Origin of the sequence: Sporosarcina sp. P7 (genome assembly GCF_002743425.1) — a bacterium.
GTDB lineage: Bacteria > Bacillota > Bacilli > Bacillales_A > Planococcaceae > Sporosarcina.
Genome location: NZ_PDZF01000001.1, coordinates 203,700 through 216,395, shown reverse-complemented (window position 1 = coordinate 216,395; position 12,696 = coordinate 203,700). Strand labels below are relative to the sequence as shown.

At 40.3% G+C, this 12,696-nt stretch carries 13 protein-coding genes and 5 tRNA genes; 16 read left to right on the top strand and 2 right to left on the bottom strand.

Features of this window, described 5'->3' with window-relative positions; genetic code table 11:
- Positions 1-7: 7 nt before the first annotated feature.
- The 4 genes from CSV60_RS01160 to CSV60_RS01145 all read left to right on the top strand — a co-directional run bounded on the left by CSV60_RS01160 (position 8) and on the right by CSV60_RS01145 (position 3,312).
- Positions 8-691 (top strand): hypothetical protein, encoded by a 684-nt coding sequence (locus CSV60_RS01160; protein ID WP_099635772.1) that lies wholly within the window; start codon positions 8-10, stop codon positions 689-691.
- Between the two features lie 78 nt (positions 692-769).
- On the top strand, positions 770-1,072 hold the full coding sequence (locus tag CSV60_RS01155; RefSeq protein ID WP_099630562.1) for a rhodanese-like domain-containing protein: 303 nt from the start codon (positions 770-772) through the stop codon (positions 1,070-1,072).
- A 391-nt stretch (positions 1,073-1,463) separates the two neighbouring features.
- The gene (locus tag CSV60_RS01150) at positions 1,464-2,177 is read left to right on the top strand and encodes an N-acetylmuramoyl-L-alanine amidase (RefSeq protein ID WP_099630563.1); all 714 of its coding nucleotides are present in this window, start codon (positions 1,464-1,466) and stop codon (positions 2,175-2,177) included.
- A 76-nt stretch (positions 2,178-2,253) separates the two neighbouring features.
- Positions 2,254-3,312 carry an Mrp/NBP35 family ATP-binding protein gene (locus CSV60_RS01145; RefSeq protein ID WP_099630564.1) on the top strand — a complete coding sequence of 353 codons (1,059 nt, stop codon included), beginning with the start codon at positions 2,254-2,256 and terminating at the stop codon, positions 3,310-3,312.
- Positions 3,313-3,334: 22 nt separating this feature from the next.
- On the opposite strand, the gene gerD is transcribed toward CSV60_RS01145, so the two are convergent.
- Positions 3,335-3,922 (bottom strand): spore germination lipoprotein GerD, encoded by a 588-nt coding sequence (gene gerD / locus CSV60_RS01140; protein WP_099630565.1) that lies wholly within the window; start codon positions 3,920-3,922, stop codon positions 3,335-3,337.
- A 138-nt stretch (positions 3,923-4,060) separates the two neighbouring features.
- Between gerD and CSV60_RS01135 the strand changes: the two genes are divergently transcribed.
- Positions 4,061-4,750 (top strand): KinB-signaling pathway activation protein, encoded by a 690-nt coding sequence (locus tag CSV60_RS01135; RefSeq protein WP_099630566.1) that lies wholly within the window; start codon positions 4,061-4,063, stop codon positions 4,748-4,750.
- Between the two features lie 25 nt (positions 4,751-4,775).
- Here CSV60_RS01135 and CSV60_RS01130 read toward each other — a convergent pair whose 3' ends face one another.
- Complete coding sequence (locus CSV60_RS01130) at positions 4,776-5,441, bottom strand: polysaccharide deacetylase family protein (RefSeq protein ID WP_099635771.1); 666 nt, start codon at positions 5,439-5,441, stop codon at positions 4,776-4,778.
- Positions 5,442-5,614: 173 nt separating this feature from the next.
- Here CSV60_RS01130 and CSV60_RS01125 point away from each other — a divergent pair.
- From CSV60_RS01125 to CSV60_RS01075, 11 genes are all read left to right on the top strand, one after another.
- Positions 5,615-5,689: transfer RNA gene (locus CSV60_RS01125), tRNA-Asn, on the top strand.
- 8 nt (positions 5,690-5,697) lie between these two features.
- Positions 5,698-5,773 (top strand) — tRNA-Thr (locus CSV60_RS01120).
- 13 nt (positions 5,774-5,786) lie between these two features.
- Positions 5,787-5,861 (top strand) — tRNA-Glu (locus tag CSV60_RS01115).
- Between the two features lie 39 nt (positions 5,862-5,900).
- A tRNA-Tyr gene (locus tag CSV60_RS01110) sits at positions 5,901-5,985 on the top strand.
- 37 nt (positions 5,986-6,022) lie between these two features.
- Positions 6,023-6,097, top strand: a tRNA-Gln gene (locus CSV60_RS01105).
- A 201-nt stretch (positions 6,098-6,298) separates the two neighbouring features.
- Entirely contained in the window at positions 6,299-8,389 is a 2,091-nt protein-coding gene (locus CSV60_RS01100; RefSeq protein ID WP_158233142.1) for a sensor domain-containing protein, read from the top strand.
- A gap of 45 nt (positions 8,390-8,434) precedes the next feature.
- Entirely contained in the window at positions 8,435-9,340 is a 906-nt protein-coding gene (gene rocF / locus CSV60_RS01095; protein ID WP_099630569.1) for an arginase, read from the top strand.
- 181 nt (positions 9,341-9,521) lie between these two features.
- Positions 9,522-10,085 carry an RNA polymerase sigma factor SigW gene (gene sigW, locus CSV60_RS01090; RefSeq protein WP_099630570.1) on the top strand — a complete coding sequence of 188 codons (564 nt, stop codon included), beginning with the start codon at positions 9,522-9,524 and terminating at the stop codon, positions 10,083-10,085.
- Positions 10,086-10,097: 12 nt separating this feature from the next.
- Positions 10,098-10,733 (top strand): anti-sigma factor family protein, encoded by a 636-nt coding sequence (locus tag CSV60_RS01085; protein ID WP_099630571.1) that lies wholly within the window; start codon positions 10,098-10,100, stop codon positions 10,731-10,733.
- 153 nt (positions 10,734-10,886) lie between these two features.
- On the top strand, positions 10,887-11,723 hold the full coding sequence (gene cdaA / locus CSV60_RS01080) for a diadenylate cyclase CdaA (protein ID WP_099635769.1): 837 nt from the start codon (positions 10,887-10,889) through the stop codon (positions 11,721-11,723).
- A complete protein-coding gene (locus CSV60_RS01075) occupies positions 11,716-12,696 on the top strand; it encodes a CdaR family protein (RefSeq protein ID WP_099635768.1) in 981 nt (326 codons plus the stop codon). The genes cdaA and CSV60_RS01075 overlap by 8 nt, the downstream gene beginning before the upstream one ends.

Genomic DNA, 12,696 nt, shown 5'->3' with positions numbered 1-12,696 from the left:
GATCAAAATGTTCTCAGGCAGAACAATAGGTAATAGTTTTGATATAATACAGAAAGAGTACATAGGGAATGTATCCAGATCAGCGAAAGGCGTGTGTATGTTGAATAAAGAAATGGTAATGAAGTATATTGTGGCGTGCACAAATCTATATGGGATTGTGCCTATTGAAAAAGTAATGGAGATTTACAATGATCAAAATGAAGAGAAGATTTCATTGGATGAAGTGGAAAGATTATTGCAAACTAAGCGAGTGAAAGAGAAACTAGAGGAGAGCTTCGTCTATATTCAATCAAACGAATTTGTAGCTGAAGCGACAAGCGAAGAAGCCGAGAAGGACAACCTAAGACAAAACGCAGCTAGAAAGCCGTATTATATACCTGGAAGAGAAGAATTATTGTGTTTCATTGACGAGGAGTATGTACAAGAAACGCCCGAGCAATTACTAGTGAAAAATATGTTAAAAGAGGATTTCGGTGATCAATTGGATGTAGACGCAGAAGTCTCAGAATTAGTATATAATTTGCAAGTAAGTGGCGGTGACTTCATGATGGAACTGTCCTCATTTATATCCCGTCTGGAGCTGACTATTAAAGAATCCGAGCGCTATATCCCTGCGATTGTCGCAGTAGCGGATACGACTAGATTATGGGAAAACCGTGGACATACTACGAAAGAATTACAGCAATACTAATTAGTTCATTTAAATAGACAATGCTCAACCTAGCAAGATAGAATAAGGGTACATTAAACACTTGGGAGGATATCATTCATGACTTTAAAAGAATTAACTGCAAAAGAAGTACAAGAGCAACTAGAAAGTGGTAAAGAATTGAATATCATCGATGTACGCGAGGATGACGAGGTAGCGGAAGGTATGATTCCAGGCGCAGAACACATCGCCCTCGGTAATCTGCCAGTCGAAATGCATGACTTGAATGCTGAAATACCTTACATTCTCGTATGCCGTTCAGGCGGCAGAAGCGGTCGTGCGCAAGAGCTTATGGCTGACGAAGGCTTTGATGTAACAAACATGGTAGGCGGCATGCTAGCGTGGGAAGGTCAAACAAAATAATATACGAATCCAAAGCTGTCGTAAGAAGTGAAAAACTTCTTACGACAGCTTTTTTGTGCGCACTTTCGTCTGTACGGAGTAGTGTTTGCTAACTCCATGGTATACACACGCTTATCGCTTTGCTTGTATTTCCAAAAAAACGTCATTCGCTAACAGATCTCACAGTTCTAATGTAGGGAAAGAAGTATAAGGAAAGTGGGTATCAGCTAGAGCGGATTGAAGTCCTGTGAATCTTCCTAAGCTTAGTGTAACGATGCCTTTGCCCTCGCAGATACCAATCTGTAGCTTAGCTTAATCCAATTAATTATCAACTCTAAACTTCCCGTCATGTACTAGATAGACATAACCTGAAAAGACCAAGCGTATAGTGAAAGAAAAAGGCGGTGTCTGTATGAAAAAGTGGCTTGTGGCAGTGATGCTAATCATTTTCTCATTAGGTGGAGTGTTATACGGCGTCAAAGCATCCGATCGTGGCTTTTTTCTGCCCTCAGAACTCGGTGGGGTAAGCATTCTCATTGATCCTGGACATGGTGGGGAAGACGGAGGTGCTTCGGCAGGTGAACTCATTGAAAAAGATATTACGTTAAACATTTCTCATGAAGTAAGTAAACTATTGAAGAAAAAAGGAGCAACTGTTGAAATGACTAGGGAGAAAAGCGGCGATGCAGTTGCAGAACATGCACCCTCCGAGACGTTCACTTCGTTGAGAAGCAGAAAGTTTGCAGACTTGAAACTACGTGAAAGCATGGCAGTAGAATCAAAGCCGGACATGTTTATCAGCGTACACGTTAACGCAATTCCAGAAGAACGTTGGAGAGGGGCGCAAGTATTTTATCATCCGGGCGGCCATCCTGATGGTAAGCAACTAGCGACTTCCATCCAATTTGAACTGCGTGATCAGTTGAAAAATACCGAACGGGAAGCGATGAAAATCACAGGAGTCTACTTGTTGAAAAAAGTACCGGTTCCAGCTGTATTAGTAGAAACAGGCTTCCTATCCAATCCGGAAGAAAGAAAATTGTTGGCAAATAAATCGTATCAGAAAAAAATAGCAGCGGCGATTGTAGATGGAATTGTAAAATATCAACTTGCTGAAGAGCAATAATGCATATGACGGTTGGGTGAATAGGGAATATGATATACTAAAAAGGAGTGAATGAATTCAGTAAGGAGTGTTACATGTGATTAATGAACAACAAGTCCGTGAACTGATTGGCGCATTGGAAGATCCGTTTTTACATAAAACATTGGCAGAAACGAATGGTATTGTGGGTGTAACCATTAAACCTGAGAAAGAACACGTCAGTGTTAAAGTCGCGATTGCGAAAGTGAATACCGGAGAGCAATTGACGCTACAATCAAAAATAGTTGAAGTGTTGAAAGATGCAGGAGCAGACTCTGTAGGCATACGATTTGAAGAGTTGCCTAAGGAAGTATTAGAGCAATTCCGTGGTACAGTTACGGAAGCGGAAGCACAAGATATCTTATCCCCTGTATCCAATATTGAATTTATTTCGATTGCATCTGGTAAAGGCGGCGTTGGGAAATCTACTGTCTCCGTCAACTTAGCAGTAGCCTTGGCCAGACGTGGCAAAAAAGTTGGTTTGATCGATGCAGATATTTATGGATTCAGTGTTCCGGATATGATGGGGATTACAGCTATGCCTGAAGTTCGAGAAGATCGTATCATGCCAGTGGAACGTTTTGGCGTAAAAGTGATTTCGATGGGTTTCTTTGTTGAAGATAACGCACCAGTTGTATGGCGTGGACCTATGCTTGGAAAAGTGTTGGATCAATTCTTCCGTGATGTGGACTGGGGCGAGTTGGATTACTTGTTGCTCGACTTACCACCAGGGACAGGTGACGTAGCGCTTGATATTCATCAAATGATTCCCGCATCCAAAGAAATTGTTGTGACTACTCCTCACCCAACTGCGGCATTCGTTGCAGCACGTGCGGGAGCGATGGCATTACAGACTGAACATGAACTACTCGGTGTGATTGAAAATATGTCTTGGTTCGCATCGGAAGCAACAGGCGAGAAAGAGTATGTCTTTGGTCAAGGTGGCGGTGTTCGTCTTTCTGAAGAACTTCGTACAGAATTATTAGGACAAATCCCTCTCGGTCAACCTGACTGGAATGAAACGGATTTTGCACCTTCTGTTTATGCGGAAGATCATCCGATAGGGAAAATCTATTTAGACGTTGCCGATACAGTAATCAAAAAAACGAAAAAGTAATAAGTAACAGACGAAGAAAGAATTATTTTCCTTCTTCGTCTGTTTTTTGTCCTTTACCACCATCCTTGGAAGATCCCTCCGCAGCACCTTTACCTGCCTTCATGATGAGTTCTTGCCACTTCGCTTGCATTAAAGGGCTATTAATTGTATCTTCTATGGCCTTCTCCATCTCTTTCTTCAACGTTGCGGAATTCACGATGTTCTCCATTTGTTTCATCATGTCAGGTTGACCAAAAAATTTTTCCAATTCCTTTTGAAAAGAAGCGTCTGCCATCAAATCTTTCATGATATCCGCTTGTTGTTTTTTCATGCTCTTTGCGATGGATTCAGTAAATTTAGGATCTTCAAAAGCTGTTTTCCAAAAACGTTCTCCTTCTTTAGAAAGCAATACATTCTCAATGCTCTGTTTGACTTCTGGTTGTTCAAGTACTAATAACTCCCTGAACTCTGGATCGGTCATCAATTTACGAAGTGCTTTTTTTCCGTCTTCCGTCTGGATTGCATCTGTCATCATCTTTTTCATCTCATCATAGCTTGGTGCTGATTGATGAGTTCCGCTGCAACCCGTTAGGAATAGAAGGAATAGAAAAAGAACTGCAAATTTTTTCATTCCACTCAACCTTCCACTTGTATTTTCATTTATTGTTCACAATATAAGAAGGAATATGCATGAATCGTTCAATGAAATAGATTTTTTTGTCGATCGTTGATACACTAGGTTAGACATGATAAAAAGGGGAACAGTGCTGTGACAATACGAAATTGGGTTAAATTTTTCTTACGCGCAATGGCAATTGGTGGGGCGATTACAGCGATTGTCGGTCTAATTGTACGTTGGGACTTTTTCTATGGATACTTACAGGCAGGCGAGATATGGCAATTTCTTGGTGCCTTTTTATGGATGATTTTCTTAGGGTTTACGATGAGTGTAGTGGCGCAAATGGGCTTCTTCGCCTATTTGACCGTTCATCAGTTTGGCGTGAATATGTTCCGTACCCTGACGTTATGGAACTGGGTTCAACTGTTGATCATAGTAGTCGTGCTGTTTGACTTAGTCTTTTTCCGTTTCCAATTAACGAAAGCAGATACGAGTCGTACGGTTCTGTATATTTTCTTACTGTTTACCTTGATTACAGTATCCGTAGTGACAGCGTACTTCAAAGCACAGTGGACGAAAAAACATGCGTTAATTTCTGCATTATTTTTCATGATTGTTATCACGACGCTTGAATGGTTGCCGGCACTTATGGTTACATCTGGTAACAAAGATGAATGGGTAACAATTCTTTTATTTCCGCTACTCGCAGTGAATGCGTATCAATTACTAGTATTGCCTAAATACAATAAACAATCCGATATTGATAAGGAAAAGCTAGATGAACGCAGAAATGAAAGAAAAAAGACGAAGAAACAAGCAAAGAAATCCCAAAAAAACTGATAGGAGAAAATCTCCTGTCAGTTTTTTATTGTGGAATTTTCTTTGTTTTTACAGTTGTCCGAAATAATAGATCCTCTACGGATTGAAAAGTACGACTGGCAAGTAGTCGTTTTACATCTGCCGTGGCGACGTGTTCATTACGAGTGTATGGAACGACAATGATTTCTCCCTTAGAAGCCTTCGGTAGTGTGCCGCCAGACCACTGGATAGTAGATCCCAGGGCGTTTATTTCCGCTTCACTCAATTCTTGCAGTAGTGCCAAGGGGAATTCTTCATCTGTCGTACGGAACCAAAGAGGGCGCGTGTTAAACAACTCTTCAAACGTTTGAAGCTGTTTGCTTAAAAGCCCGGGATTGCTTTCATACTGTTGACCCTCGGTACCAAGTAATGCGACAGGCAAAGATCGCTGTTTAATCTGTTCTGTAATGTGGGGGAAGCGTGAAGCCCAGTCACTATCAATAAACAATAAAGGATAGGGCTGCGATAAATTTTCAAGAAGTTCCTCCACTTCTTTTTCACCAAATGAAATATTAATGGTCAATGCTGAACCTTGTGTACCTTTCACTATTACTGCAGGTTGTTCAGTCAATCGGAAAACTGCCTTCAAAGTTGAAGAAGGCTTGGTCAATTGGGGAATAAAAGCTAGGAATATTGCAGTTAATACAAAAAGGAAGAGAAGTTTTTTTATCATGCCAATCTCCTTCATTATGTGAAATCTAAACTATTATATGAAAAACCCTTGACGTCTATGACTATGACCACTATAATTAAAAAAGCTTGAGTGATTCAAAAGTATTTGTTGCACAGAGTCAGCAATCATGCTATAATGGTTTTTGTCGTCAGGCGTACTAAACATATTATTATTCCGCAGTAGCTCAGTGGTAGAGCAATCGGCTGTTAACCGATCGGTCGTAAGTTCGAGTCTTACCTGCGGAGCCATTTTTTATGCTTCCATAGCTCAGCAGGTAGAGTGCTTCCATGGTAAGGAAGAAGTCGCCGGTTCGAGTCCGGCTGGAAGCTCCATGAACATTTTCATGGCCCCTTGGTCAAGCGGTTAAGACACCGCCCTTTCACGGCGGTATCACGGGTTCGAATCCCGTAGGGGTCACCATTTACTTATTTAAAGCAAAGCTTAGCAAAAATTTAACACGGTGGGGTAGCGAAGTGGCTAAACGCGGCGGACTGTAAATCCGCTCCCTCCGGGTTCGGCGGTTCGAATCCGTCCCCCACCACCATGTTTATACCTTAAGACAAATATAGTCAGCTATACATTGGGGTATAGCCAAGCGGTAAGGCAACGGACTTTGACTCCGTCACTCGTTGGTTCGAATCCAGCTACCCCAGCCATTGTACCCATGCACTTACAATTTAATAGTAAATATGTCGAATCCTTATTATTTTAAAATGATAAAGGGTTTTTTTTCGTCCAATTACTTAATCATATAGAATAATTGGAATTATCATGTATAATAAATGGTAACATGTATAGGTAATTTATCTTCTATAAGTAATGAAAAAATAACCAGATATAGGGATTGTGATATAGTAATGCAAGAATTTTTAAACGGTATGGATACATTTGTGGAGTCTAGCAGTGAAAAGGAATTACAAAAGGTTCTTAGTGATATTGCCTATACACTAGAACAGGCTGCCATTGTCGCAATTACTGACTCAAAAGGAACGATCCAATATGCAAATGAACACTTTGAAAAAATTTCAAAATACTCGAGAAGAGAATTAATTGGTGCTAATCAACGTATTGTAAACTCAGGTCACCATGATGCAGCATTTTTTAAAGACATGTGGTCAACGATTGGGGCGGGCAATACTTGGCGTGGCGATATATGTAATCGTGCGAAAGATGGATCAACGTATTGGGTAGACACAACGATCGTTGCATTTTTAAATGATAAAGGAAAACCTTACCAATACATTGCAATTCGTTATGATATTACCGAGAGAAAGAAAATGGAACTAGAAATACGAAAAAATGCAGATCTTTACGAAATTATTACAGACAATGCATCTGACTATATTGCGATAATTGATCGACAAGGGACGTTTTACTATGTTTCTCCTTCTTTTCAGAAACTTCTTGGACATTCGGTGGATGAACTATACTCCGATTCCTTCTTTTCCTATATCTGTAAGGAAAATCGCCAACAGGTAAAAAAGAAAATTATACAATTTGGGGGATATCAACGCCAAGCGTTAAATGTAGAGTACTCTTTTTTAGATAGTAAAAAGGGTCTGCATATTATGGAAGCGAAAATTGATAAAGTGAAAGAAACAGTTGAATATGAAGATAAACTGTTAGTCGTCATGCGAGATGTCACAGAACGTGTGAAATCAGACGAAAAAATCAAATATCTTGTCTACAATGATCAACTAACTTCCTTAATGAATCGAAATTCGTTTAGAGAACAGATGGCACTAGCATTTGAAAGAGCGCGTACACGCAAGCAAGTATTTGCTCTCGTACATATAAATATTGATCGTCTACGCCATGCAAATGATTTACTTGGGCATGAAGCGGGAGACTATTTATTGGCAATGGTTGGAGAACGATTGAAAAAGAGGACCGGTCCTGAAAGTCTATTAGCTCGTATTGCGGGTGATGAATTTGCATTCATTATATCCGGATTGAAAGACGAAGAGGAGTTCTATAAACGTGCGGAAGATATTCGTATCTTTTTGGAACAACCTATTCAAGTCGGAAAACAATTCTACACCTTGTCAATAAGTTGCGGTGTTTCTATCTATCCTGAACACGCCAATCAGCCTTCCGAATTGGTCACTAAAGCTACATTAGCATTAGGTAAGGTCAAGTTACACGGTGGCGGAGATACGGAAATGTACAAGCCGGGTACTTCAAAGATGTCATTAGAGCGAATTTTGTTGGAAAATGAATTACGTAAAAGCGTGCAACAACAACATTTTTATCTTGAGTACCAGCCAAAAGTACTACTGGATACCGGTGAGTTGACTGGCGTAGAAGCACTGGTTCGTTGGAAACATCCTGATTTAGGCGTGATTCCGCCTGATAAATTCATTCCACTCGCTGAGGAAACGAAAATCATCATACCACTTGGAGAATGGATTTTACGGGAAGTGTGTAAACGCGCACAAATAGAACTCGCAGCAGGTGTTAGATGCCGGTTTGCTGTGAATGTCTCAACAGTTCAAATGAGAGAAGAAGACTTTATTGACACCGTTTTGAATATTATTAAAGAATTTCGCGTACCGCCGGAGATGCTAGAGCTGGAATTGACAGAAAGCTCATTTATGGATACGGAAGGCATGAAAGAATCCATTCAAAGACTTCGAAGCAAAGGGATTACTGTTGCCATTGACGACTTCGGCACAGGTTATAGTACATTCAGTTATATTAAAGAACTCCCAGCTGATACGTTGAAAATTGATAGATCATTTGTACGAGATATATTAGAAAATGTAAACAGTCAGGCTATAGTGAAAGCGATTGTGACTCTTGCCGATACAGCAGGGTTGAATGTAGTGGCAGAAGGAATAGAATTGCAAGAGCAGGCCAAAATGCTCTACAACTTAGGATGCCGCGAAGGACAAGGCTATTACTTCGGCCGACCGATGTCACTAGAAGATGCGAAAAAAATAGGATAATACCGTTCTAGTCGAAAATATGAAGATTAGGTGGGAGGATTAGCCATGCGCAAATTAAACATTTCTTTAATCGGGGTACCCGTGGATTTAGGTCAGAATCGACGTGGAGTGGATATGGGACCGAGCGCGATTCGATATGCAGGAGCAGTAGATCGTCTCCAGGCATTGGGTCATCACGTAATGGACGAAGGAAATATTTCTGTTTCTCCTATTCATGATGTATCGTGTAATGAAGTAGGATTGAAGAACTTAACAGAAGTGACTGAAGCGGCTGAAAAGCTTGCCGCGACAGTTTCGGCTATTGTAAAAAACAAGAAGTTTCCATTGGTGCTTGGTGGAGATCATAGTATCGCAATAGGGACACTTGCAGGATTGGCAGAACACTATAAAAACCTTGGCGTTATTTGGTACGATGCGCATGCTGATATGAATACAAGCGAAACATCTCCGTCAGGAAATATCCACGGTATGCCGCTCGCGGTTAGTATGGGACTGGGGCATGAGCAATTGGTGAATGTGCATAGTGAGGGAGCAAAAATCAATCCCCGAAACGTGGTAATTATCGGAGCACGCTCAGTAGATCCTGGTGAAAGACAAATAATTAAAGAAAAAGGCGTAAAAGTATTTACGATGCATGAAATTGACCGTTATGGAATGTCAGCGGTGATACAACAAACACTTGAATATTTTGCTTCAAGACAAGTAGATGGTGTTCATTTGTCATTGGATTTGGACGGTTTGGATCCGTTATATACACCGGGGGTAGGAACGCCTGTGCCAGGAGGGATCACATACCGCGAAAGTCATTTAGCTATGGAATTACTGGAAGATGCAAATGTCATTACATCCGCGGAATTTGTTGAGGTAAATCCTGTGCTTGACGAGTACAATAAGACGGCTGATGTAGCAGTCGGATTGATGGGATCATTATTTGGTGAAAAACTACTATAATTTATTGAAGTGATTAAAGCCTGCAGGTTTTAATCACTTTTTCTATTGTGGAAATGACTATCACTGATGGCGAGATTAATGATAAAGTAGAGATGAGCATACTAAATGAAAAAAGTGAAACTAAATGTAGTTTCTAACGTATATAGAGGGACAGCCGCATAAGAGCGGAGAGTGAAGCCTATTGGACGAATTAATTAACAAACGGGTAAAAGAAGTTTTACACGGTAATCAGGAAGCTTTTGAGGAAATCGTCATTCATTTTCAGCACCGCCTATATCAAGTGTGCTACCGAATGTTAAACAACGCGGCAGAGGCAGAAGATATTGCGCAAGAAGCCTTTGTGCGCGCTTATGTAAACTTGGAAACCTATGACCAAAAGCGGAAATTTTCTACATGGTTGTACCGCATTGCGACCAATTTGTGTATTGATCGCATTCGTAAGAAAAAACCCGATTACTACTTGGATGCTACAATTCCAGGAACTGAAGGCTTGGATATGTATTCACAAATTGCAGCAGTGCAAAAATTACCGGAAGAAGAAGTAGAAAAGATGGAAATGAAAGATCGTATTCAATATGAAGTAAACAGGCTGCCCGATAAATACCGCACGATTATTATTTTACGATATATGGAAGACCTACAGTTGCAGGAAATTGCTGACATTTTGGAGATGCCACTTGGTACAGTGAAAACACGAGTACATCGAGGGCGAGAAGCACTTCGGCAACAAATGGGGAGTATGTAGGAGGTTAGATTCATGGGAAAATGTCCTAAACATGTTGTCCATTATATGCATGCGTTTCTAGATGGTGATATCACCATTGAGGATGAACAAGTTATGAACGAACATTTGAAAATATGTGAAGAGTGCAGAGAAACGTTTGAGGAACTAGGGCAAACTGTTACTTTATTTAAGGGTGTAGATACAGTGGAAGCGCCCCCTGGATTTGTCAATGGCGTGACTGCAAGATTGCCGAAACAGACAATTAAAAAAGGTCCAAGTAAGTGGCTTCGTCAACACCCGTTTATAGTGGCGGCCGCGATGTTTTTATTGCTGATGAGTACATCTTTCTTCTCGAGTTTTGAAAATGAGCAGCAGTTTTCATTTACGAAACAGCCTAATTTAGTAGTTGAAGGGGAAACGGTTGTGGTACCGGCAGGAAAAACGGTGGTTGGAGATCTTGTTGTGAAAAATGGAGACCTTCGAATTGAAGGAGAAGTCGATGGTAATGTCACAGTCATTAGGGGCTCTAAGTATATGGCTTCAACAGCCGTTATAACTGGATCAAGTGAAGAAATCAATGAGATCTTTGATTGGTTATGGTATAAGATGAAGTCTATGGCAAAAGAAATTATCCCGGCATCGAAGGATCAAAAGCTTGAAAATGAATGATAAAATAGATTTTCAAAGTGATGCGGCTTGAGAGCTTATGCATCACTTTTTTGGTTTTCATTCAGAGGTACGATACCTTTTAGTTGACCATGTTAGTTGGTAATTATGTTATACTAAATATATAAGAACTTTCTTAAAAGGTAGGGGAAGCACATGCCGGGTTTGGAGCAAGCAACAACGTTAGCACCAATAGAAATACTAAAAAATATTGTGGATGTGCTTCTTGTTTGGTTCGTACTCTATAAATTAATTACCATTATTAAGGGAACAAAAGCTGTCCAATTACTAAAAGGTATTTTTGTGATTTTAATTGGTCGCTATATTACGGAATGGCTCGGTTTGAAGACGCTTCAATGGATGATGGAAGAAGTACTTCGATTTGGTTTTTTGGCCGCGATCATTATATTCCAACCTGAACTTCGTCGAGCATTAGAGCAATTGGGACGAGGTAGACTCTTTGCGCGGACTGCTATGCAGGAAGAAGAAGAACGTGACCGTTTGATTGAAGCATTCGTCAAATCCGTTAGTTATATGGCAAAGCGACGTATTGGTGCGCTCATTACGATTGAGAAGGAAACAGGTCTTAGTGAATATATCGAAACAGGCATCCCGATGAATTCACATATTACTTCCGAACTTCTTATCAATATATTCATTCCAAACACCCCACTGCATGACGGTGCAGTCATTGTGACAAAAAACCGTATTGCTGCCGCGGGTTGTTATTTACCCTTGTCGGAAAGTCCGTTTATTTCCAAAGAGCTTGGTACACGACATCGTGCTGCGCTTGGAATCAGTGAGGTCACAGATTCGGTAACCATCATTGTATCAGAAGAAACGGGTGCCATAAGTCTGTCTGTAGATGGGGAAATCAATCGGAAATTGGATATCGAGGAATTCGAAAAATTATTACGTATTTCTTGGTTTGGTAACACCACAGGACAAACGGATACTTCTCTATGGAAGTGGGGGAAGAGAAAAAATGGATAAATTCATGGATAGTCCTTGGTTTCTGCGACTGACTGCCTTGTTTTTAGCGATTATGTTGTTTTTTTCAGTAAAAGCGGAGAATCAATCCAGTCGCAATACAATAGGTGATGTGTTTGATCTTATGCAAGATGTTCCCGTGGAAGTATATTACGATACGGAAAATTTAGTAGTAACCGGAGTACCTGACGTGGTCAATATGACAATTGAAGGACCCGCTCAAATTGTACAGACTACTAAATTGTTAAAGGATTTTACATTGAAATTAGATTTACAAAACTTGACACTTGGTGAACATAGCGTACGTATACAAGCAGAAAATTTATCAGATAAACTGGATGTTCGACTTGATCCTGCAACGGTTACTATAAATATTGAGGAAAAGGTAACTCAATCATTTCGTGTCGATCCAGAGATGAATACAAGATTGCTAGCGGAAGGTTATGAAGTGAAAAGCATGGGTGTCCGTCCCTCTTCGATTAATGTTACAGGTGCGAAGAGTGTTGTGGATGCGATTAGTTTCGTAAAAGCTTCTATTACCAATGACGGCAGTCTAGATAAGTCTTTTGAGCAAAAATCACGTGTTCGCGTATTGGATCGTGACTTGAATAAGCTATCCCTTGTGTTGGATCCCGAGGAAGTCACGGTCAAAGTAGATATTCAAGAATATAGTCGTGAAATTCCGTTGAAATTGCAACGAAAAGGACAATCCCCAAGTGGAATAATTATTGAAAGTACAACACCCGATGTTCAATTCATTCGCATATACGGTCCTAAAAATATAGTGGATGCAATTAAAGAAATTCCGGTAGAACTAGATATAGATAAAATAGATAAATCCGGAAAAGTGGAAGTAGATGTGAAAAGCCCTGAAGGAATTACGAAAGTGACACCTGCTAAATTGAAAATTCAGGTGAAGGTTTCAGGCGATACTTCCGATGTATCGAAAAAGACGGATGATAATAAAGGATCATAA